Here is a 23169-nt window from a genome sequence, read left to right on the forward strand (position 1 = left end):
TCCCATGAGTGAAGATGCGCAAGATGTTGTTTTGATTGTCGAAGATGATCCCTCGATCCTGATGGTCCTCAGCGCCTACCTGTCCGGCGAAGGCTACCGGGTATTGCAGGCCGAAAACGGCGAACAGGCGTTCGAGATTCTGGCGAGCAAGCCGCATCTGGACCTTATGGTGACCGACTTCCGCCTGCCGGGCGGAATTTCCGGGGTGCAGATTGCCGAGCCTGCGTTGAAGCTGCGGCCTGACCTGAAAGTTATTTTTATCAGCGGCTACCCTGCCGAGATCCGTGATACGGGCAGCCCGATCACCCTGACGGCGCCGATCCTGGCCAAGCCGTTCGACCTCGATACCCTGCAAGAGCAGATCCAGAAACTATTGGCCTGAATGCCCAAATCTTGTGGGAGCGGGCTTGCTCGCGATGCAGGCGACTCGGTCATTCAGCCAGACCGACGTGATGCCATCGCGAGCAAGCCCGCTCCCACAGGGGATATGAATCACAAACCCTGCTGCAACGACGGGTCATCAGGGTTCATCTGCTCAAGCTGCGCCAGCAGCACCTGCACATTCTGCAATTGCCCGGCTTCTTTCCAGTAGCCGATCAGCAATACGCGCGCCTTGCGATTGGCCGGTTGGCGTTGCAGCAGCTCTTCGAGCTGGCGTTGCGCGGCTTCAAGCTGGTCCAGGTCATGGAGGGCGGTCGCCAGCTTGTACCGGTAATCACTGTTGTCCGGTTCCAGCTCAACGGCCTTGGCCAGGCCCAGCAGGGCGTATTCCGTCTGGCCATGGTTAAGCAGCCAGATCCCCAGGGCATGTTGCAGGTACGCGGAATCGGGATGGGCTTCAAGCTGCCTGGCCAGCATCTGTCGCGCCTGCTCGGCCTTGCCGCGTTTTTCCAGAAGCTCGACCTGCGCGACGACTGCCTTGAGGTTGTCCGGGTCCAGGCGGGTGACTTGCTCCAGTGCGGCCTGGGCTTCGTCCAGTTGACCTTCGTGCAAATACAGACGGGCGAGTTGACCCTGTGCCTGCGGGTCGTCGGGCCTGGTTTTGAGGTCGCGCTCGAATTCGTCGATCACTTGCTGCAACGGGCCGAAGTACAGCCCCTGTTCGTCCGGCGAAAGGCCGAGCAGGGCATTGGCGGCGGCAAAGCGCACGCTCTGTTCGGTGTCATCCAGCAGCGGGCCCAGCAGCAACGTGCGCTGGGCGTTGGGCACCAGGCCGACAATGCTCTGGATCGCGGCTATGCGTACCAGGGGCGAAGGGTTATGCAAATCAGCGTCTGCCAGTTTCAGTGCCAGCGGGCTTGGGTAATTGGGCAGCTCGGCATGCAGGCTGGCGCGCCGGGTATCCGACAAGTCCTTGCGGGCCAGTTGCTGATAGAGCACGCGGGCGGCGCCGGGCTTGCCGTTTTGGGCCATGTCCAGGGCGATGGAGAATCGTTGACTGACGGATTGCGTGGGAACGGCTGGATCAGGGCGCATCGAATACCAAAGACCGGCAGCGATGAGCGCTGACAGAAAGCTGATTGCGAGGTAGCGGCGAGGCTGGGTCATCCAATATCCAGAAGCATGCGTGCGTATGGGGTGCAAGAGTGGGTGAGTCGGGGGCTGGAGTCAAACGCAGACCCTGTAGCAGCTGCCGAAGGCTGCGTTCGGCGGCGTAGCCGTCGCAAAATCAGACACTTCGGTGTGTCAGTCAGCCCCGGTTGCCAGGGTTTACGACGACTGCGTCGCCGAACGCAGCCTTCGGCAGCTGCTACGGGTAAAAAAAAGCCCCGCGACCGAATGAGCGCGGGGCTAAAAATTGGTTGGTTGCGGCCAACCAAAGGAGCTCTTGAATCAGTGTGCGCTGGCGACGGTCTCGGCTTGCCAGCCACCACCCAGTGCTTTGTAAATCGCTACTACGCCGCGATACAGCTCAACCTCGGCCTGGGCCTGGCTGTCTTCTGCGGCCAGGCGCTCCCGTTGGGCGTCGAGCAGCACCAGAAAGTCCACCGTGCCTTCGCGATAGCGAATAGCAGCCAGATCCGCTGCGATCCGGCTGGATTCGCTTTGACGAATCAACGAGACCAGACGTTGCTGGCGCTTGCCGTAATCGCTGAATGCGTTTTCGGACTCTTCCAGCGCCAACAGCACCTGCTGCTCGTAACTGGCCAGTGCGCCATCAGCCTCTGCACCGGCACCGCGCAGACGCGCACGCACGCTGCCCAGGTCAAACGCCGGCCAGGTAATGCGCGGGCCCAGCGCCCAGGCATTGGCTGCAGCCGAGCCTATTTGCGAGCCGCGTCCGGCGGTAAAACCGAGAAAACCACTCAGGCTGACCCGAGGGAACAAATCGGCCTTGGCCACCCCGATCCGGGCAGTGGCGGCTGCCAGCTTGCGCTCGGCACTCAGGATGTCGGGCCGGCGCTGCAGCAAATCGCCGGGGTTGCCGATGTTCAGTGCCTTGGCAATGGCCGGCAACTGCGCCGGGCTCAAGTCAACGCTGAGCTGCTCAGGGCGCTGGCCCAGCAGAGTGGCGATGCGATTGCGCTCACGCACCTGCTCGGCCTGCAGTTGCGGCACGCTGGCCTCAACCGCGGCCAGGCGGGCGTCGGCACGCATGACGTCCAGTTGATCGCCAACACCTGCGTCACGCAGGCTTTCGGTAATCGCCTTGGAGTCCTGCTGGTTCTTCAAGTTGGCCAGGGCAATCCGCTCACGCAGTTGGGCGCCGCGCAATTCACCGTAGGCATCCACCAGTTCGGCAATCATGGTCACTTGCAGCTGGTAGAGATCCGCTGCAGCCACTTGCTCGTCGGCGTCGCTGGCCTCCAATTCACGCTGGATACGACCAAACAGGTCGACTTCCCAGGCCATGTCCAGGCCCAGGTCATAGCGTTCACTGTTGACCCGCTTTTCGGTCTGGCCCGGAATCTGGCCCTTGCCGACATCGCTGCTGGCACGGCTGGTGATGGTCGGCATGATGTCATTGCTGACGTCATCACGAATCGCCCGGGCTGCCCGCAGGCGGGCAAAGGCCACGCGCAACTCGCGGTTGCCGGCCAGTGACTGAGTCACCAGCTGGTTGAGGGTCGGGTCGTCGAACTGCTGCCACCAGATCCCTTCAAAATGCGCCCGGTCAAAGCCCTTCAGGTTATCGGCACTGATATGGGCAGGCTCTGTGGCCGGGGTCTTGTAGTCCGGGCCTACGGCGCAAGCGCTCAAGGCCAGCACCAACAGACTCGGCAGAAGAACTTTCACGCTCATTGTTGCGACTCCAGCTTGAGGTGCTTGGCCGCTTTGCGCGCTTCACTGCGCTCCACATAACGGCGGATCAAGACATAGAACACAGGCGTCAGCAGCAGGCCGAAGAAGGTCACCCCGAGCATCCCGGAGAACACCGCAACACCCATGGCGTGGCGCATTTCTGCACCTGCACCGCTGGACAGCACCAGAGGCACCACGCCCATGATGAAAGCGAAAGAGGTCATCAGGATCGGCCGCAGACGCAGGCGGCAGGCTTCAAGTACCGCATCCAGCGGGCTCATGCCTTCTTCCTGTTTGTCCTTGGCAAACTCCACAATCAAGATCGCGTTCTTGCACGCCAACCCCACCAGGACGATCAATCCGATCTGGGTGAAGATGTTGTTGTCACCCCCCGACAGAATCACACCGGTAATGGCTGACAGCAGGGTCATGGGCACAATCAGGATCACCGCCAGTGGCAGGCTCCAGCTTTCGTATTGGGCGGCCAGTACCAGGAACGCCAGCAGAACACAGAGCGGGAACACGAACAGCGCGGTATTGCCCGAGAGGATTTGCTGATACGTCAGCTCCGTCCACTCGAAGGTCATGCCGTTGGGCAGCTCTTCCTTCAGCAGTTTTTCCATCGCCGCTTCTGCCTGGCCCGAGCTGTAGCCCGGTGCCGCGCCGCCGTTGATTTCTGCGGTGACAAAGCCGTTGTAGTGCATCACGCGATCGGGCCCGGCGGTGTCGCTGACCTTGATGAAGGTCGCCAGCGGGATCATCTCGCCCTTGTTGTTACGCACTTTCAGCTGGCCGATCTGCTCGGGCTCCAGGCGGAACTGCTGCTCGGCTTGCACGTTGACCTGATAAGTACGACCGAAGCGGTTGAAATCGTTGGCATACAGCGAACCCAGATAGATTTGCAGGGTGTCGAAGATGTCGCTGATGGCCACGCCGTGGGTCTTGGCTTTTTCACGGTCGATGGCAGCATCGACTTGCGGTACGTTGACCTGATAGCTGGTGAACAACCCGGCCAGTTCCGGCACGCTGCGGCTCTTGGTGATCACGTTCTGCACTTCTTTGTACAGCTCGTCATAGCCCAGACCTGCGCGGTCCTCGACTTGCAGGCGGAAACCGCCAATGGTGCCCAGCCCCTGTACCGGAGGCGGCGGGAAGATGGCGATGTAGGCTTCCTGGATGTCGGCAAACTCTGCGTTCAACGTGGCGGCAATGGCAGCGGCAGACTGGCTCGGGTCTTTGCGTTGATCAAAGTCCTTGAGCGCAACAAACACGATGCCGCTGTTCGGGCTGTTGGTGAAGCCGTTGATCGACAGGCCAGGGAAGGCGATCGAGTTGGCAACGCCAGGCTGCTTGAGGGCCAGCTCCGACATGCGCTTGATCACTTCTTCACTGCGATCCAGGCTTGCAGCGTCCGGCAATTGCGCGAAGGCCACCAGGTATTGCTTGTCTTGCGGCGGTACAAAGCCGGTTGGCGTGTGGGCAAAACCTGCCCAGGTCAGCGCCATCAGGCCTGCATACACCAGCATGGCAATACCGCTGCCACGAATGATCCGGCGCACCGTGCCCACATAGCCGTTACTGGCCTTGACGAAGAAGCGGTTGAACGGACCAAACAGCCAGCTGCCGAACAGGCGATCCAGCACGCGGGTAAAGCGGTCTTTGGGCGCGTGATGACCTTTGAGCAATACCGCGGCCAGTGCCGGGGACAGGGTCAGCGAGTTAAAGGCCGAGATGACTGTGGAAATGGCAATGGTCAGGGCGAACTGCTTATAGAACTGGCCGGTCAGGCCCGAGATAAATGCAGCCGGAATAAACACCGCGCACAGCACCAGGGCAGTGGCGATGATCGGGCCGGTCACTTCGCGCATGGCCCGCTTGGTAGCGTCCACGGGGTTGAGCCCCAGCTCGATATTTCGCTCGACGTTTTCCACCACCACAATCGCATCGTCCACCACGATCCCGATGGCCAGTACCAGACCGAACAGCGACAACGCGTTGAGCGAAAAGCCAAACATGTGCATCACTGCGAACGTACCGATCAGCGATACAGGCACAGCGACCAGCGGGATAATCGAAGCGCGCCAGGTTTGCAGAAACAGGATAACAACCAGTACAACCAGGATCAGTGCTTCAAACAGGGTATGGACCACCGCCTCAATCGAACCACGAACGAAGATCGTCGGGTCGTAGACAATGTCGAAGTCCATGCCTTCGGGGAAGCCCTTCTTCAGCTCGGCCATCTTGGCGCGAACGTCATTGGAGATCTGGATCGCATTGGAGCCGGGACGCTGGAAGATCGGGATCGCCACCGCCGGCTGGTTGTTCAGCAGCGAGCGCAGCGCGTACTGGCTGGAGCCCAGTTCGATCCTGGCAATGTCTTTGAGGCGAGTGATCTGGCCATCATCGCCTGCGCGGATGATGATGTTTTCGAACTCTTCTTCAGTGACCAGACGGCCCTGGGTGTTGACCGACAGCTGGAAGCTGGACGCATTGGGGGCAGGCGGAGCACCCAGGGCACCGGCGGCGACCTGACGGTTCTGTTCGCGGATGGCCGTCACCACATCGGTGGCGGTCAGGTTGCGCGACGCGGTTTTGTTGGGATCAAGCCATACCCGCAGCGAGTAGTCACCCATGCCGAACATCTGCACATCGCCGATACCGTTGAGCCGCGCCAGTTCATCCTTGATGTTGAGGATGGCGTAGTTGGACAGGTACAGCATGTCGTAACGCTGGTCCGGTGAGGTCAAGTGCACAACCATGGTCAGGTCGGGCGATGCCTTGTCCACCGTAATACCGATGCGCGTCACTTCCTCGGGCAGCTTGGGCTGGGTGCGGGTCACCCGGTTTTGCACCTGCACCTGGGCGTTGTCCAGGTCAGTGCCCAGGGCAAAGGTGATGGTCAGGGTGATCTTGCCGTCAGCGGTGGACTGCGAAGACATGTACAACATGTTTTCAACACCGGTGATGGCCTGCTCCAGTGGCGCCGCGACGGTTTCGCCGATCACTTTGGGGTTGGCGCCGGGGAAGTTGGCGCGCACGACAACGGTAGGCGGGACCACTTCCGGGTATTCACTGATCGGCAGCTGGAACAGCGAAATGCCGCCCGCAATCAAAATCAGCAAGGAAAGCACAGCGGCGAAAATCGGCCGCTGAATGAAGAACTGGGAAAAATTCATCGGAGTTATCGTCCCTTAACCGCGAGGAGTCGCGACACTGGCCAACTTCGGCGCGCCAGGGGCGGGCTTGATTTGAGGCAGGTTGCTGGCTTCCAGGGCTTGTCGTTGTTGTGCCAGAGCGGCGAGGGTCTGCTCGTTGGCCATCGGGATCACTTCAGGGGCTACCGGCGAACCGGGGCGCACTTTCTGCAAGCCCTTGACGATGATCGTGTCGTCCTTGCTCAGGCCGCTGCGAACAATGCGCAGGCCTTCGATTTTCGGACCCAGATCCACGGCGCGGTAGACCGACTTGTTGTCGGCTCCCATCACCAGCACGAACTTTTTGCCCAGGTCGGTACCGACTGCTTCTTCATTGATCAGCACGGCGGAGTAGGTGCCGCTGCCCACCAGCTTGAGGCGTGCATACAGCCCTGGCGTGAAGTTGCCCTCGGCGTTGTCGAACACCGCGCGACCACGGATGGTGCCCGTCTGCGGGTTGACCTGGTTGTCGACGAAGTTCATCTGGCCCAGGTGCGGGTTGCCGTCTTCGTTGGACAGACCGAGGTAGACCGGGGTGCTCTGGCCGCGTTGACCCTGACGGGCAAGCTGGTTGTATTTGAGGAACACGCGCTCGTCGGCATCGAAGTAGGCGTACACCTTGTCGGTAGACACCACGCTGGTCAGTGGCGTGACATCAGCGGTGACGATGTTGCCTGCGGTGATGTCGGCACGGCTGACGCGGCCACTGATTGGCGAGGTTACGCGGGTAAAGCTCAGGTTGAGCTTTGCCAGGTCCAGTTGCGCCTGGATGGCAGCGACACCGGCACGTGCAGCCTGGGCTGCGGTGCTGCGTGAGTCGGCCAGTTCAGCGGAGATCGCATTGCTCTGGCGCAGGCGCTCACCGCGCTGGGCTTCGTTTTCGGTGCGGGTGGCGTTGGCGCGGGCTTGTTGCACTTCGGCTTCAAGGCGGCGGACTTCAGCCTGGAAGGGGCGAGGGTCGATCTGGAACAGCAGGTCGCCCTTTTTCACCAGGGCGCCCTCGTTAAAGGCGACCTGATCAATCTGGCCCGACACGCGTGGACGTATTTCGACTGTTTCCGGAGCTTCAAGGCGACCGGTGAACTCGTCCCATTCATTGACCGGCTGTTCAAGCACCTTGGCCACACTGACTTTTGCAGCGGGAGCAGGAGCAGTCGCGTCCGGGGTTTTGCCGCATGCACTCATCACCACGATGGCCAAAGCCGCGAGTGGGAAGCGCAAATGTTTAAGTGACTGTTCCATGAGGGGGAGTCCGCCAATCTATTGAGATGGGCGGATAATGCTGGCGCGCGTGCCGGGGAACGAATCGAACCCAGCGAAGATCAATATCATCCGGAATGATACAAAGCGTAACCAAGCCCTCTAGCCTGCGCTTTTTGTTAGGGGGCTATCAATTAAATTTTGCTTAATGTTGTTGCCAGGAGTTGCGGCTACGAATCTGTAGTCGCTGACGAGCCGTGCGAGGCTGCGTCCGGCTGCGAAGCAGTCGTGGTTGATCAGTCAAACCGCGTGTACCGGTTTTGCGACCTCTTAACGCTCGAACGTAGCCTCGCACGGCTCGTCAACGCCTACAAAAAGCCGGGCAGGGGCTAAGCCCGGGACTAACGAAGCCAACCCTAGAAATTGATCGAAGCACTCAGTCTTGCCGTCAACGGCGCCCCCTGGAACACATAGTTGTCGCCCATGTATTCCCCCACATCCCGCCAGTAGCGCTTGTCGAACAGGTTATCGACCGTCAGGCGAAAGACGGTGTCGTAACCGTCGATACGGGTGCTGTAGCGGCTGCCGATATTGAAAATGGCGTAACCATCAGCCTGGGTCTGACCCAATTGGCTGGCGTATTTCTTGCCGCTGTATTGAACGCCGCCGAGCAATGCCAGGCCATCGATCCAGGGCAGGGCGTAATCACCATGAAGGCTGGCGCGCAGGGTAGGGACGTTGATGGTTTGATGGCCCTCATAGTCCGGTGTCCCGCTGCCCGTGACCCTTGACCGGATCGCCGCCACACTCGCACCCACCTGCAGACGTTCGCTGGCCCAACCGTTAGCTGCCAGCTCCAGCCCGGTGTTCTTTTGTTGCCCCTGTTGCACGAAGATGAATGAGCCGTCGCTCTGGGGCTCGGAGTACTGGTATGCCTGGCGGATCTGAAACAGCGTGGCGCTCAGGCTGATGCGCTGCCAGTCATACTTGATCCCGGCTTCGATCTGCCGCGATACGGTGGGGGGCAGGATTTCAGGGTAGTTAGTCGCAAACCACGGCGCCGCGCCGCCCAGGGACAGGCCCTTGCTGTAGCGCGTATACAGCGTCATGTTTTGCACCGGTTTGTAGATCAGCGCGGCCTGGGGCAGGAACTCATAGCGCTGGGTGTGCCGGGTGGTGTCGCCATTGCTGTCGAAAGTCCTTTCGTCCAGACGCACTTCGCGCCCGCCGATCATGGTCTGCCACTGCTCGTTAAAGCTGATCAGGTCATTGAAAAACACTCCGTACTGGCGACTGTCCAGGCGGCGATAGCTGTCTTTGACGGGACCCTGGTAGCGCGCAAATTGCTCCGGTTCGCTATCAATATTGCCGGTGCCGATCATTTCGTTGATCAACTCGCGCTGATCGACCACGCGTCGAAAGGCACTGGTGCCCACTGTCAGCTCGTGGCCGATGCTGGCGGTATCAAACTTGCCGCTAAGTGCCGCCTGAACTTCATCGTTGCGCCGGGTATCGTCAGGACTTCGGAAGTCGTAGATGTCGTAATTGCCTTCAGGGCTGAAGTAATTGGGTACTGGCGCGCTGGAGCAACTGGCGGAGCCATAGCAGCCCCAGGCAAACGAACTGTAATCGTCAATCACCACCTTGCTGCGCGATGCACTGAGGCTACCCTTCCAGCTGTCACTGAAGCGGTACTCAAAGTTGCCGTTGATATTGAGCGAGTCAATGGTCACCGGCTTGGAGCCGCTCTGGTGTGCCAGCAGTTTTTTCGGGGAGGCGTGGTGTGGCAGCTCGGTGCCGCCGAGCAATTGATAGCCCGGAACCGAACGCTGCTCCTTGTTTTGATACTCCACGTCCAGTTGCAGCAGCGCATCGGGGCTGATGTTCCAGTCGAATGCCACGGATGCAAAATCACGCTGGCCATTGGCGTGTTCGACCCAGGAGTGAATATCTTCGTGGGCGACGTTGGCGCGCAGGCCGAACTGCTGTTCGCTGCCGAACCAGCCACCCACATCGGCGGCCAGATAACCGCTGCCGCGGTCGTCGGTCGAGACAGTGACCGAACGCACATCGGCTGCGCGCTTGGTCACGTAATTGACCACACCGCCGGGCTCCGAAACCCCGCTTTGCAAGCCCGAAAGCCCTTTGAGCAACTCCACCTGCTGCTTGTTTTCCAGCCCGACATTTTGCTCGCCGGTGATGGTGCGGCCATTGATCTTGTAGCTGCTGGCCGAATTGAGCGAGAAACCGCGCACCACGAAATTCTCGTAATAGCCGACCGGGGCATAACTCTCGCCCACGGAGGCATCATTTTTCAGCACATCACTGAGCAGGCGGGCTTGTTGATCTTCAATCAACGCATCGGTAAACACCGAGATCGCTGCGGGGGTATCGAGCAATGGCGCCGCCTCAAAACCACCCACCCAGGCGTTGTCTGCCCGGTAAGCCCCGTTATCCTCGGCGGTGACGGCAGTGGCAGGCAGTTCGGTTCGGGCTGCGTGTGCCGCAGGCATGGCGCTGCCCAGCAGCACGCCTAGGCTGAGCAAACCGAACCGCAACCGCGGATCGGCCCCAGTCTGGTTGAACGTGCGGTAAAGCCTTTTCATGCACAACTCCTGAACGATGGACAGGCGTGTCAGCGATGCCTGTTTAACAAACGCGCCATCATACAGATCCGCTGAGAAACGCACCGTTGTGATGCATTTGCCAGGCCCGAAGCGTGCAGTCGGATCTTTTTTGTTGACATGATTTGTGGTAAAATAAAATAGACATATAGTATATCTGCGAGTTGAATAACCGCCCCCTCGGCAAATTTTACGTCTTCTACCATGAAAACATGTAATAAAGCGCAGTCACCCGCTGGTGCATTGGCAAGTTTTTTATTGTGTGGGTTTCTGCTCTTTCTAACAGTGTTTTTTGCCCCCCAAGCTCAAGCATTAACGGCTGAGATCACTGCTGTTTTCAACCCCGATCCGGGCAACCCTCAGGTCAACCAGTTCAAAAACACCACGCCTAATTCCGGTATTTGCGCCATCTACCCCGGTACATGCAATCCAAGGGGTTTTTTCAGCATCGGTTTAACTGGGCTCGATGCAATTTCACAGAGACCGATTCTGGCTAACCACGCCAATGTCAGAGACGGTGCGATGTTCAAGGTCCCGGCCGAACCGAGGCCCGTTCAAGTGACCAGTTCCCGTGGGCAGGTGGCGCAGGTGCAGTTTTCCATTTCGGCCCTGGCTGGAACCAACTGGACCCGTGACGTCAGGCTGATGACTGGCATACCGACATCCAGTGCAACTACCGCTCAGAGCCATCTTTGGGGCGGGTTCCAGTGGGGTTGGAGTTCGCCAGCGGCTTGCCCGCGGGGGGCTGCGATGGGGCCTTCTTACACGGCCGGCAATTTCTTTTGGTTTACGCCGCAGCCCGTGCCCTGTGGCGTTTCTCCGGCGTATGAGATCGACAATCTGCGAATGTCCAATATCAGCGTATCGTACCTGATGACCGCACCTGATCCCCTGAGAATGGAAACGGGTACTTATCGTGGCTCGATCACCTATTCTGTGGGGCCGGGCGGGGACTTCGATTTCGGCGACAATCTGCTCCCCACCGACACCAGTGTCACCCTCAATTTCACCCTGGATGTTCAACACACCCTCAGGTTTCAGTTTCCGGCCAACAGCAGTCGTATTGAGCTGATACCTGGCGGCGGCTGGCAGCAATGGTTGAACCAGGGGCGTCGGCCGCAAAGGCTCTGGGCTGATCAGGGTTTCAACATCTCGTCGTCTACCCCGTTCAGCATGGCGCTGCAATGCGAATACCTGGTGGGCACCCTGTGCGGGATACGAAACCCAACGGGTCATACGGTGGTAGTCGAAACTCGATTGACACTGCCAAATGGCTTGCGCGACGCCTCGGATCAACCGGTGAACCGCCAACTGCTAAGCACTACGCCTGCCGTCTATTCCCCCAGCTACTACGTGGATAACGGTCAAGCGAAACTGCACTTTGAAGTGCCCCAGGATCAGATGCAAAGCATGCTCAATGATCATTCGGGCAGCACGTACAGAGGCACCATCACGGTTATTTCAGACAGCGAAATCAACTTTTAGTGAGGCAATCGTGGAGCAGGCGCAGAGGGGCTCGCAATGGCATCAGCCACCCTTGCGAGCTGACGCCAACCTTGATTTAGACGCGCTACATGGGTTATAGCTAAAAAGGTATCCAATCGCATTACAGGAAATTTCAACGCCCTTATGGATGGAATCACACGTATCAATCGCCGGTTCGGCTCACACTTCGCATCCCTGATTGCGAGTTGTGGGCCTCACGTCAAATGCTGCAGTCATGCAGTCACAGGGTTTGTTTCCCGCCTTCTTGCACACACCGCATTACCTCTGCTCAGGCCCTGCTTTGCGGGCAGCTGCGCCAACTGGCGCCATTGTTACGTCCCCCCACCTGATTATTGCTGACCACTCGCCGTTCCGGTGCGCTCACGCCCCGCTTTCAATGGTGCGTCCTGCTGCCCGGCATTTGTATTTGAAACCACTTTTTGATCCGAAGCGTTTCAGCGAGCTAACCCAAAAGCCTCGCCTTACAAGGAGCTGTGCTCATGATTTATTTTCAGGGTAAACGAATTTTCAGTGCCATCTTCGATATGGACGGCACCATGTTTGACACCGAGCGCTTGCGCTTTAAAACCCTCAAACAGGCAGCCCTCGAGATTCACGGCACGCCGCTCAGTGAAGAAACACTGATGGGGTCACTGGGCTTGAGCGCCAAAAAAGCCGAGGCGCTGGCCAAGGCCAATCACGGCGAAGACTTCCCGTATGCGCAAGTCCGCCAGCGTGCCGATGAGCTTGAACTGGCCCATGTGCGCAATCAGGGCGTGCCGATCAAGGACGGCCTGCTGGAAGTGCTGGAGCGTTTGCGCAAGTACGGTCTGACCATGGCTGTGGCCACGTCGAGTCGCCGGGCCATCGCCGAGGAATACCTGATCAATGCCAACGTGCTCAAGTATTTCGACGTCACGGTGTGTGGCGATGAAGTCAGCCAGGGCAAACCCCACCCCGAGATATTCCTCAAGGCGGCCAGTGCCCTGAATTGCCTGCCACAGCATTGCCTGATGCTGGAGGATTCGGAAAACGGCCTGCTGTCGGCGATCCGCGCCGACGGGCAGCCGATCCTGATCGAAGACATCAAGCCTCCGGCACCCGAGGTCAAGGCCGGAGCACTCATGGCGTACCAGACCATGCACGGTTTTCTGGGTGACCTGAATGAGTGCATGCCCGACCTGGGCACCCCGGCGCTGACCGAGAGCTTCCCGCCGACACTCAACCAGTTCAGTGCCGGGATTCATGGTTTTGGCGCGATGGGAGGTGGCTACCTGACGCAAATTTTCTCCCACTGGGATGGCTACACGCGCCCCTGCGAGATCATCGCCGCCACCCGCTCGCGGATGCTGCGCGAGACCATCCAGGCGTTTGGCCGCTTCAGCGTGCGCTACACCGCCACGTCCTTCGACCAGACCATCGACAACCTCAGCATGATCGACATGGATGACGCCGAAGCGGTGATCCGGATGTACGACGTGGCGGAAATTGTCGGGTTGAGCCTTCCGGAAACGGCAATCCGCAAGCAGGCGGGGGTGATTGCCAAGGGCCTGATCCGTCGCTACGAACGACGGGGCCGGGAGTTGACGATCCTGATCGTGCTGAACAAGGTCGGCGGAGCGGACTTTGTGCGCCGGCATGTGCAGGCGCAACTGGAACTGCTGGTTTCCCCCCAACTGTGCCAACAGATTCTGGACAACACCCATTTCGTCGAGACAGTGGTCAGTCGCATCGTCTCCAAATTGTCCAACGAAGCCCTGGTGCGCCAGTTGCGGATCAAGTCGAAGATATTCCAGAACAGCTTGAGTGACGAGGTCGATACCCCGAAGGCCGAAACCCGCACACCTGTGCCCGAATATGAGCGCCTGATCAGTCGCTTTCGACCTTTTGCCCAGTCCAGTAACGCCCTGAGCCAGTTGCACCTGATCCTGTTCAACAGCGAGCCGGACATGCCCCTGTATGCGCAGCGGTGCAGCAACCTGCTTGAGCGATTGCGCCAGGTGAAGACGGTGGACGACATCACCCAGACCCAGGTGATCAAGAACCTGCTGTGGAATGGTCCCCACGCGATCATTGCCTGGTACGCCAGCCTGCTCGGGTATTCGTGGTTGGGGCAGGGCATGGGCGATCCCCGTGTGAGTGCGTTGGCCCGGCGCTTGATCAGCGAGGCTGTCGGCCCGGCCCTGGTGGCCGAAAACCCCCATATGGCGGACGCCGTGGCTGGCTTTTCGGCTACCTTTCTGGAGCGTTGCAACACCTCCTTCAAGGATCCCTGTGCCCGTGTAGGGCGTGACCCGCTGCGTAAACTGCAACGCAACGAGCGGATTTTTCGCAGTATCGATCTGGCCAAAAAACACGGGATCGACAGCAGCGCCCTGGAGTACGGTACAGCGCTGGCGCTGCACTATGCCCTGGGCGCAATCGACAGCAAGGACCAGGAGTGCCAGCAGATGCGCCGGCTATATCAGGACAGCGCCAGCATCGAGGCGGTGCTGACCTGGACCGGCAACTACCACGGCCAACCCTATTCGGGGCTGGATCCGGTCACTGATGCTGCATTGATCGAGGCCATTGCCGGGCACTTTCACCAGATTGGGCAAGAGCTGCGGCTCAGTGCTTAGGGTGTAAGTCCAGGGGAGATTGGCGAGGGCGTTTGTATGCAGCAGTATGTCGGGATACTGATTCACAAGCGGATAGTCTTATGCCTGACGATGCTGAAAATACCGTGCACTACATCAATACCGACCTGCTACTGGCTGCGCCGATTGATTTGGGTTTGTTGGCCGCGGCGTTGATTGGGCAGTCTGAGGCCGATGGGTGCGTCAGTTGTTTGCATATCGGGCGTGACGAGTCCGGGTATCAGGCGCACTTTGAAGCCTTTGGCCCTGACGGGAGTTACTTCACCCCGCAGGAGAGCATCCAGGCCTTGCTGAATGCGATTGAACACCTCCCGCAATCGATGGAGCCCGCGTGGCAAGCCTGTTCAAAAAGGACCCTGGATATTGGTTACGAAAGCGGTGATGTACCACGTAGCGTAAGCCACCCGATTTCGATCGACATGCTGGCGCGTATGCAGATATTGGGGATTGATCTCTGTATCACGGTGTATGCCAGTAGTTGAGGAGGAACGAAGGCTGCGCCCGGCAGCAACCCTGAGCTGTGCTGAATTCGTCATGCAACCGGCTTGAACCGATCAAGCCGTGGAGCCTGTCATGGTCCAGTCTGTAAGGTCTGTTCAAGGAGCTGATCATGATCCGACTGACCCTGGCCCAGGCTTACGAGCTGGCCGAATCGATCTTGTTGCATAACGGTTTCAATCCGGCCCATGCCCGCGCGGTGAGTGAAACGGTGCTGGCCGGGGAGCGTGATGGTTGCGCGTCCCACGGCTTGTACCGGGTGCTGGGCTGTGTCAATTCGCTGCGCGCGGGCAAGGTCTCGGCCGACGCCGTGCCCCAGGTGATCGATCAGGCGCCTTCGATTGTGCGGGTGGATGCGGGGGGCGGTTTTTCCCAGCTGGCCTTCCAGGCGGGGTTGCCGTTACTGCAGGACAAAACCCGGGCTAACGGTATTGCGGCGTTGGCGATCAATCGGTGTGTGCATTTTTCGGCTCTGTGGGTAGAGATCGAACAATTGACGGCGGCCGGTCTGGTGGCCTTGGCCTGCAACCCGAGCCATGCCTGGGTTGCGCCAGCCGGCGGCAGCCAGCCGGTCTTTGGCACCAACCCGATTGCGTTTGGCTGGCCACGGGCGGGGCGTGATCCTTTTGTCTTTGACTTTGCCACCAGTGCGATTGCCCGTGGCGACATCGAGTTGCATCGCCGGGCAGGCAAGTCGATACCTGAAGGCTGGGGGGTTGATGCTGAGGGGCGACCGAGCACCGACGCCAATGTCGTGCTGGATACGGGTGCGATGCTGACGTTCGGCGGGCACAAGGGCTCGGCGCTGGCCGCGATGGTGGAATTGATTGCCGGGCCCTTGATCGGAGATTTGACCAGTGCCGAATCCTTGGCTTACGACGCGGGCAGCAAGTCGTCGCCTTACCACGGCGAGTTGATTATCGCGTTCGATCCGCAGCGCTTTCTGGGGGCTGCAACCGAGCAGCATCTGGCACGGGCAGAAGTGTTGTTTGAGAGTATCGAAGGGCAGGGCGCCCGTTTGCCGTCGCAACGCCGTTACGATGCGCGGGCGCTAAGCCAGGTGGAAGGGGTGCAGATCCCGCAGGCGTTGTACAACGATCTGCGGGCATTGTTGAATTAAGGACATTGTGCGGGCGGTGAAACCCTCTCGATCGCAGCGACTACAGCACGGAGTTGGTGACGAATCTGTAGTCGCTGACGAGCCGTGCGAGGCTGCGATCGGCGGCCAAGCCGTCGTAAAATCGATTCCCACGGTTAGTCAGGCATACCCCGTGCGCCGGTTTACGACCGCTACACCGCCGATCGCAGCCTCGTTCTACTCGACAGCGACTACGAACGCCTCACCGGCTACAAACCGACATCCGGCAACTGCGGACGGTTGGCCAGGGCCTTGGCCATGATCCGCTCGACAAACTCACGGTCTTCCCGGGGCAAGGCCAGGCGCGGTGGGCGGGTCAGGGCGCTGCCGCGACCGGCAATGGCCTCACACAACTTGATGCACTGCACCAGGTCGGCGCGGGCGTCCAGGTGCAAAATCGGCATCAACCACTCATAGATCGGCATGGCCTCGGCAAAGCGCCCGGCCTTGGCCAGGCGGAAGATGGTTTCGCCTTCTTTGGGGAATACGTTGGACATGCCCGATACCCAACCCTCGGCACCCACGGCGATGCTTTCGAGCACCACGTCGTCCAGACCTGCAAACAGCACAAAACGGTCGCCGACTTCATTGCGAATGTCGATAAAGCGCCGGGTGTCACCCGAGGAGTCCTTGAAGCACAGCACGTTGTCGCAATCGGCCAGGGAAATCAGGATTTCTGGCGTGACGTCATTTTTGTAGATCGGCGGGTTGTTGTAGACCATCAGCGGTACGTCGGCGTTTTTGGCCACGTAACGATAATGTTCGGCCGTTTCAAAAGGCTTTGAGCCGTAGACCAGCGCGGGCATCAACATCACCCCGTCAACCCCGACCTTGCGCACGGCATTGGCCACCTTGGCGGCTTGCACGCTGGTGAACTCGGCCACGCCACAGATCACCGGTACACGACCGCGAGAGGCATCCACCGCGACTTCGGTCACGGCGATTTTTTCTTCAGCGGTCAACGAGGTGTTTTCCCCCACCGATCCGCACACCACCAGGCCCGAGACGCCGTCGCGAATAACGTTGGAAATCACCTGGTGGGTCTTGTCCAGGTTGATGGTGAAGTCATCGTTGAATTGAGTGGTCACCGCAGGGAAGACGCCACTCCAGTTGATGCGCTTGCTCATTGTTTGTTGCCTCCGGTTACATTGATGGTATTTCGTATACGATTAAATTCAAAAAAAGGCCTTCGTATCAGCGCTGTGGGGGGGTTAGGCACCCGGCCAGGTATCCGACAGGCGATAGCCCTGTGGCCACGGGTCGCTTGGGTCCAGCAGTAACTGATGGGTGCCGGTGATCCAGGCCCGGCCAGAGATGCACGGGTAGATCGCGGTGCGTCCGGCGACTTCGGTCATGGAGTCGATGCGGCAATGGAACTCGGACCCGATGATCGAGCGCCCGATAAAGCGATCACCCACCTTGAGCACGCCCTTGGCCTGCAATACCGCCATGCGCGCCGAGCAGCCGGTGCCGCAGGGCGAACGATCGATCTTGCCCGGACGAATCACCACCGCGTTGGCACCACTGGCAATCCCGTTCTGGTACTCCACGGGGGCTGCAATCTGGCAAAAGGAGATATGCGACCAGTCGGGGTTCAGCGGGTGGACGAAGCCCAATTGCTCGTTGGCCGCACGGGTGATTTTCAAGCCGATTTCAACGATGTCTTTCGCTTCGTCCGGGCTGATCGAAAACCCCAGTTCCCGGGCATCGGCGAGCACGAAACTGTCGCCGCCATAGGCGGTGTCGACCTTGAGCGAGCCAAGGCCTTCAACTTCGATCCAGGCATCCAGACGGTCCGCGAATGACGGCACGTTCTTGATCTCGACCCGTTGCACCTTGCCGTCCCGGCAATCGGCCACGGCTTCGATCAGTCCGCCCGGGGCTTCGAGCACCAGTCGGGTTTGCGGTTCGGTCATCGGCAAAATGCCGCTGTCGAGCAACACCGTGGAGACGCATATCGAGTTGGAGCCCGACATCGGCGGCGTGTCGGCCGGCTCCATGATGATCCAGGCCATTTGTGCCCGTGGATCCTTGGCCGGAACCAGCAGGTTGACGTGGCGGAACACGCCGCCACGGGGTTCGTTGAGGACGAAGTTGCGCAGGGTTTCGTCCTGGGCAATCCACCGCGACTGTTCCCACACTGTGGCACCCGGCGGCGGGGCCACGCCACCTACAATCACGTCGCCAACCTCTCCCTCGGCGTGACAACTGACCACATGAACGATTTTCGATGACCGCATGGCTTGCTCCTGTTGTGTTGAGGTGGGCCTTGTCGCGAGCATGCCCGCGCCCACAGTGACTGGGGGTTATTTGACCGACTTGAGGAAGGCCGCCGTTTCCGCGTGCACCGGGTTGCCGATGACTTGATCGGGGGAGCCGATTTCGTGCACCAGGCCGTTGCGAAAGAACGCCACACGGTCGGATACATCCCGCGCAAAACGGATTTCGTGGGTCACCAGGACCATGGTCATGCCGTCTTCGGCGAGCATGCGCATGGTGTCCAGCACTTCGCCGACCAGTTGCGGGTCGAGGGCCGAGGTGGCTTCGTCAAACAGCATGTAGTCCGGCGACATGGCCAGGGCACGGGCAATGGCCATGCGCTGTTGCTGACCGCCGGACAGCTTGCCGGGGAAGGCCTTGAGCTTGTCGCCAAGGCCCACATGGGTCAGTTGCTGCACCGCCAGGGCCTCGGCTTCGGCCTTGCTTTTGCCGAGCACCTTGCGCGGTGCAAGCATCACGTTTTCGAGCACGGTGAGGTGCGGGAAGGCGTTCCATTGCTGGAACACGATGCCGATTTTCTGCCGCAGGTGGTTGAGGTTAGTGGCGCGGTCATGGACTTCGATGCCGTCGACGCGAATGTGGCCCTTCTGGATCGGTTCCAGACCGTTGATGCACATCAGCAGGGTCGACTTGCCGGAGCCGGAGCCGCCGATAATTGAAACCACTTCGCCCTTGTTCACGGTCAGGCTAACGCCCTTGACCACTTCAAGGTCGCCGAAGGATTTGTGTACGTTGACGATCTCAATCATTTTCTTGCCACCTTTTTTCCAGGCGAGCGCCAAGGCGGGCAACCACCAGGCTCATGACGTAATAGATAAGGCCTGCGATGCACAGCACCAGCATCGGTTCCTGAATGCGGGTGACGACGATTTGCGAGGCACGCAACAGTTCAACAATGCCGATCCACATCACCAGGGCGGTGTCTTTCATCACACTGAGCACCAGGTTGAGCCAGCCGGGGAATGCCACTCGCATGGCGATGGGCAGCACGATATAGCGCAGGTCCTGCAAGTAGCTCAGGCCCAGGGAGCGACTGGCCCGGCGTGTGGTAAATGGCACGGCGAGCACGCCACTGCGCACGATCTCGGTGAAGTACGCGGCAGCGTAGACCCCAAGCACGATGCAGCCGACGGTGAAGGCGCTGATGTTCAGGCCGACAATGCTCTTGAGCGAGTTGAACAGCACAAACTGGATCAGCAACGGTACGCTGCGAAACACGTCCAGCACCCAGGCCAGCGGCAGACTGGCCCGCGGCAGCAAAGCGCGCATCAGGCCGAACAGCAGTCCTGCAACAGTACCCAGCAAAATCGCCCAGGTGGTCAGTTGCAGGGTGACCCAGGCCCCGTCCAGCAAAAACAAAAAGTCGTTCCAGGTAAAACTGGTTGAAAACATGGGTCAGTCCTCAGTAACGAAACAGTCGCCAGGCCAACAGCCGGGCTACTGCAACGATTGCTTTGGCAATCAGGTAATACAGCACCGCGGCCATGGCGAAGTATTCGAAGGTGCGGAACGTTTTGACGTTGTAGTCCTGGGTCACGCCGGTGAGGTCATTGTTCAGGCCCACGATCACGCCCAGGGACGTCATCAGTACGGCCCAGACCATCTGGTTGGTCAGCGGGTAGAACACAATGCGCAGCAGCTGCGGGACGACGATCATGCGGTAGGTCTGGAATGCACTCATGCCCAGCGAGCGAGCAGCACGGACCTGGGTTTCGGGCACGGCTTTGAGGCCGCCACGGAAGTTTTCGGCCAGGTAGCCGGCGTTGTTGAACGTGATCCCGGCCAGCAGGGCGATCCATGAGCTGACATGCAGGCCCATGGAGCCCAGGCCGAAGTACAAAATATAGATTTGAAACAGCGACGGGGTGTTGCGGGCAATGGATACCCAGGTATTGCCGATGCCGCGCAACCACGGGTTCCTGGTTTCGCGCATCACGGTCAGCGCCAGGGCGATCACTACGCCGAAGATCATCGACAGTGCAGCGGTCTCAAAAGTGACCAGGGCACCTGCGAGCATGTCCGGCAAAGCGCGCATTGCCGATCGCCATTGGAAGGTGTAGTCAAACATGGGCGTAGTTCTCCAGTGAGGCAGCGGTTTGCAGCCACAGCGGCAAGCGACCGCTGGCCGTGGCGCTGCACGCCGCATCCACACACTCGGCGAGGCTGGCGAAGTGAACCTTGCGCCCCACAAGGCCGGGTGCGTAGTGGGCGTATTTGCCCGAGTTGGTCATCAGGTTCCTGGCGGACGGCGGGATCACCGGCTCACCCAGCATGCACCAGCAGGTATCAGTGACCAGCGTGACGCCGAAGGCTTCGAGTACGGCGATATGCCCGGCTTCGCGTGCCTGCTCCAGTACGGCACGGCCACAGGTGATCGCCAGTACCACATCAGGGTGGCGATGCCGGCCCTGGCACAGGCGCGCCAAATGAGCGAACTCGGTCAGGGAAAAGTGCGGGTTGCCCAGGGAGACCACATCCACCCTGGAATCACGGGCACTGTTGAGTTCCTGCCAGCTGAGCAGCAGGTCCTGCACATTGATCTTGATCACCGCCAGGTCTTGATCCAGGACCTGTGCCGGATTCAACGCTTCAGGTGTTACCCCGGCAATATGGAACAAAGGCGCCGCGCTGGTGGTGGCAAAAGCCGCACCGAATGCCTTGAGATCGTCCCGGTCCGGGTGATGGTGTTCCAGCCCCGACACCAGCGGGATACGGCTCCCGGCCAGGGCACCAATGTGGTAGCCGAGCAGGGGATAAAAAGCGTCGTCGAGGTCAGCCAGTTGCGGCACCTGAACGTGTAAACGGGCTTTGCGCTGACTCTCCAGATGGCAGCCAATCAACGGCGCACGGCCGGTGAGGGCAATGCAGATATCCAGATAATCAGGGTATTTGAGTGTGCGTGCGCCGAGCACGCTGTTGGCGTACACCACTGCGTTGGACTCGGCCCAGACGATCTGCTCACCTGCCTTGGGCGCGCTGTCCAGCAGATAAGGCGCGCAGGTGAAACTCAGCTGCGCACCCATGGCCATGTAGGCATCGCCCAGAGCACTGGCCGGTACGCCGAGCACAGGGTCGATGCCCAGTTCACGCCAGCGACGCTGGTCTACGGAAATCGAATTGAGGGTGGTGGGCACCCGGACCCGGGCGCCCCATTCAACCAGTTGTTGGGCAAAGCGCAGGCTCGCAGGCCCGGTATAGATGCAGCCGTCGATATGCGCCTGGGTGATGTCGATCAGTTGTGCGGCCCCTTGCAATTGCGCCATGCGCAAAACGATTTGCATCGCGACCTGGGCGGCCTTGCCGTAGCTGCCATCGAGCAGTGCCCGATCGTGCTCGGTCAGCTCGATTCCGGTGCCTGGGTCTGCAGTGGGGGTATCGCTGATCGATGCTGGTGCGGTGTCGTCAGGCGCTGTATCAAACAGGCTCAGGTGTGTGCCGTCGACACTGGCGAACGCCTTACGCTGCAAGCCGGCAAAGGCTTCGCTGCCGATGCAGAGCACCGGCAGAGAGCGTTCGAACAGGGTCTGGGCGACCAGCACGCCAAGGGTCAGAATCTCATCGGCCTCAGCCAGCACCAGGGCTGCGGGGGCATGACCATTGCTGATCAGTTCCATCAGCACGCTGCTACCGGTGCAGGAGCCGCGCCCGCTGGGGATCGCCAGCACCCGGCCCGCCAGGCATTCGCCACTGAGCGGGTGGTGACGGTCGATCACCTCACCGCTGAACGGGTCGACGCCGCCCCAGAAACTCAGGCCGACATCGGCGTAGAGCAGTGGACCGACCGCTGCGCCATCAACCAGGCTGCGACCGCAGAGAGAAGTAATCCCGGACATGCTGGATACCTCAGTAGTAAACGTGAGGTACGGTCAGATCAGCCGGTGGAATCTCGGTGCCGACCCACTTGACCCACAGATCCTTGTAGCGACCGGTGCGTACTTGCTGGTTGACGAACAGGTTCAGGTAATTGAGCAGGCCGTACTCGCTGCGCTTGGCGCCCAGGGACACGTAATCAACCACGTAAGGTGCGTTGCCGGCGACTTTCAGGTTTTTGTACTTGCCAGACTTAATGGTCGCAGCGGCCACGGTGTTAGTGACGACGGTGGCTTCGATATGGCCCTGGGCAACGGCCAGCAGGGTGTCGTTTTGCGACTGATAGGCACGGAACGATCCGCTGCCCCAGCTCTTCACGTCTTTTTCCAGGGCGATGGCTTCATAGGTGCCGCTGGTATTGCCCACGGCCTTGCCCTTGAGATCGTCGAAGTTGTTGATGCCGGTATCGTCGCGGGTCAGCACCACCATCTGGAAGGCGAAGTAAGGGATGCTCAGGCCAACGGTTTTTGCACGTTCCAGGGTGTCCGAGGTAGAGGCCACGATCACGTCGGCACGGCCGGAGACCAGCGCCGGGATACGGTCAGGGAAGGGGGTTTCAACGATTTCGGCATCGACTCCGAGCACTTTCGCCAGATCGTTGCAGTAGTCCACATCGAAGCCTACCGGCTTGTTGGATGCATCACGCGAGCCCATCGGTGGGAAGTCCAGGGTGACGGCGCAGCGAAGTTTGCCCGATCCAATGATGTCGTCGAGCTTGTCGGCCTGGGCCGTGGCGATAAAGGAACTACTTAGAACAGCGCTGAGGGCTACGGCAAGTACGGGGTTTTTCATGGAAGCCTCGGAGTCGTTGAAGTGCTGTTGAAAATCAGATTGAGGATTTCGTATACGATATTTAATTAGCAAATCGTGTGCCGATTTTCCTGCTGGCCCGTAAATAGTGCGCAGGCGGTGATTTCGGGTTAGCGAGGCGCAGATGGCTTGAGCCGTTGGGGTGCTGTGGGGTGGGGCGGTGTTACAGAAGGGAGCATGGCTGCAGG

17 protein-coding genes are annotated in these 23169 nt (G+C 59.8%); 5 read left to right on the plus strand and 12 right to left on the minus strand.

Going from position 1 to position 23169, the window contains the following annotated elements:
• Positions 1–4 precede the first annotated feature (4 nt).
• Complete coding sequence (locus AACY07_RS09270; protein ID WP_003445176.1) at positions 5–382, plus strand: response regulator; 378 nt, start codon at positions 5–7, stop codon at positions 380–382.
• 110 nt (positions 383–492) lie between these two features.
• Here AACY07_RS09270 and AACY07_RS09275 read toward each other — a convergent pair whose 3' ends face one another.
• The 5 genes from AACY07_RS09275 to AACY07_RS09295 all read right to left on the minus strand — a co-directional run bounded on the left by AACY07_RS09275 (position 493) and on the right by AACY07_RS09295 (position 10243).
• Positions 493–1548: a tetratricopeptide repeat protein gene (locus tag AACY07_RS09275; protein ID WP_133076864.1), complete on the minus strand. Its 1056-nt coding sequence runs from the start codon at positions 1546–1548 to the stop codon at positions 493–495.
• 285 nt (positions 1549–1833) lie between these two features.
• The gene (locus AACY07_RS09280; protein ID WP_339474502.1) at positions 1834–3243 is read right to left on the minus strand and encodes a TolC family protein; all 1410 of its coding nucleotides are present in this window, start codon (positions 3241–3243) and stop codon (positions 1834–1836) included.
• Positions 3240–6419, minus strand: a complete 3180-nt coding sequence (locus AACY07_RS09285) for an efflux RND transporter permease subunit (protein WP_133076862.1) — start codon at positions 6417–6419, stop codon at positions 3240–3242. Before AACY07_RS09285 ends, AACY07_RS09280 begins: the two co-directional genes overlap by 4 nt.
• Before the next feature lie 15 nt (positions 6420–6434).
• Entirely contained in the window at positions 6435–7679 is a 1245-nt protein-coding gene (gene mexE, locus AACY07_RS09290) for a multidrug efflux RND transporter periplasmic adaptor subunit MexE (protein WP_339474504.1), read from the minus strand.
• Between the two features lie 374 nt (positions 7680–8053).
• Complete coding sequence (locus tag AACY07_RS09295; RefSeq protein WP_339474506.1) at positions 8054–10243, minus strand: TonB-dependent siderophore receptor; 2190 nt, start codon at positions 10241–10243, stop codon at positions 8054–8056.
• 222 nt (positions 10244–10465) lie between these two features.
• On the opposite strand from AACY07_RS09295, the gene AACY07_RS09300 reads away from it, so the two are divergent.
• The 4 genes from AACY07_RS09300 (at position 10466) to AACY07_RS09315 (ending at position 16003) form a co-directional block, all read left to right on the plus strand.
• Positions 10466–11746, plus strand: a complete 1281-nt coding sequence (locus AACY07_RS09300) for a hypothetical protein (RefSeq protein WP_339474507.1) — start codon at positions 10466–10468, stop codon at positions 11744–11746.
• Positions 11747–12246: 500 nt separating this feature from the next.
• A complete protein-coding gene (gene mtlD, locus AACY07_RS09305) occupies positions 12247–14367 on the plus strand; it encodes a bifunctional mannitol-1-phosphate dehydrogenase/phosphatase (protein ID WP_339474508.1) in 2121 nt (706 codons plus the stop codon).
• 80 nt (positions 14368–14447) lie between these two features.
• The gene (locus AACY07_RS09310) at positions 14448–14867 is read left to right on the plus strand and encodes a hypothetical protein (RefSeq protein ID WP_133076858.1); all 420 of its coding nucleotides are present in this window, start codon (positions 14448–14450) and stop codon (positions 14865–14867) included.
• A gap of 128 nt (positions 14868–14995) precedes the next feature.
• Positions 14996–16003: an Ldh family oxidoreductase gene (locus tag AACY07_RS09315; protein ID WP_339474509.1), complete on the plus strand. Its 1008-nt coding sequence runs from the start codon at positions 14996–14998 to the stop codon at positions 16001–16003.
• Between the two features lie 227 nt (positions 16004–16230).
• Here the strand turns inward: AACY07_RS09315 and AACY07_RS09320 are convergent, their stop codons facing one another.
• The 7 genes from AACY07_RS09320 to AACY07_RS09350 all read right to left on the minus strand — a co-directional run bounded on the left by AACY07_RS09320 (position 16231) and on the right by AACY07_RS09350 (position 22963).
• Entirely contained in the window at positions 16231–17148 is a 918-nt protein-coding gene (locus AACY07_RS09320; protein ID WP_339474510.1) for a dihydrodipicolinate synthase family protein, read from the minus strand.
• An 84-nt stretch (positions 17149–17232) separates the two neighbouring features.
• A complete protein-coding gene (locus AACY07_RS09325) occupies positions 17233–18261 on the minus strand; it encodes a trans-3-hydroxy-L-proline dehydratase (RefSeq protein ID WP_133076856.1) in 1029 nt (342 codons plus the stop codon).
• A 66-nt stretch (positions 18262–18327) separates the two neighbouring features.
• Positions 18328–19050 (minus strand): amino acid ABC transporter ATP-binding protein, encoded by a 723-nt coding sequence (locus AACY07_RS09330; protein ID WP_133076855.1) that lies wholly within the window; start codon positions 19048–19050, stop codon positions 18328–18330.
• Entirely contained in the window at positions 19043–19693 is a 651-nt protein-coding gene (locus AACY07_RS09335) for an amino acid ABC transporter permease (protein WP_133076854.1), read from the minus strand. Before AACY07_RS09335 ends, AACY07_RS09330 begins: the two co-directional genes overlap by 8 nt.
• A gap of 10 nt (positions 19694–19703) precedes the next feature.
• On the minus strand, positions 19704–20369 hold the full coding sequence (locus AACY07_RS09340) for an amino acid ABC transporter permease (protein WP_339474512.1): 666 nt from the start codon (positions 20367–20369) through the stop codon (positions 19704–19706).
• Positions 20362–22134: a cis-3-hydroxy-L-proline dehydratase gene (lhpI, locus tag AACY07_RS09345; RefSeq protein WP_339474513.1), complete on the minus strand. Its 1773-nt coding sequence runs from the start codon at positions 22132–22134 to the stop codon at positions 20362–20364. The genes AACY07_RS09340 and lhpI overlap by 8 nt, the downstream gene beginning before the upstream one ends.
• Positions 22135–22144: 10 nt before the next feature.
• Positions 22145–22963 (minus strand): ABC transporter substrate-binding protein, encoded by an 819-nt coding sequence (locus AACY07_RS09350; RefSeq protein WP_133076851.1) that lies wholly within the window; start codon positions 22961–22963, stop codon positions 22145–22147.
• Positions 22964–23169: the final 206 nt, after the last annotated feature.

It is taken from the genome of Pseudomonas sp. RL_5y_Pfl2_69 (genome assembly GCF_963970465.1).
Classification (GTDB): Bacteria; Pseudomonadota; Gammaproteobacteria; order Pseudomonadales; family Pseudomonadaceae; genus Aquipseudomonas.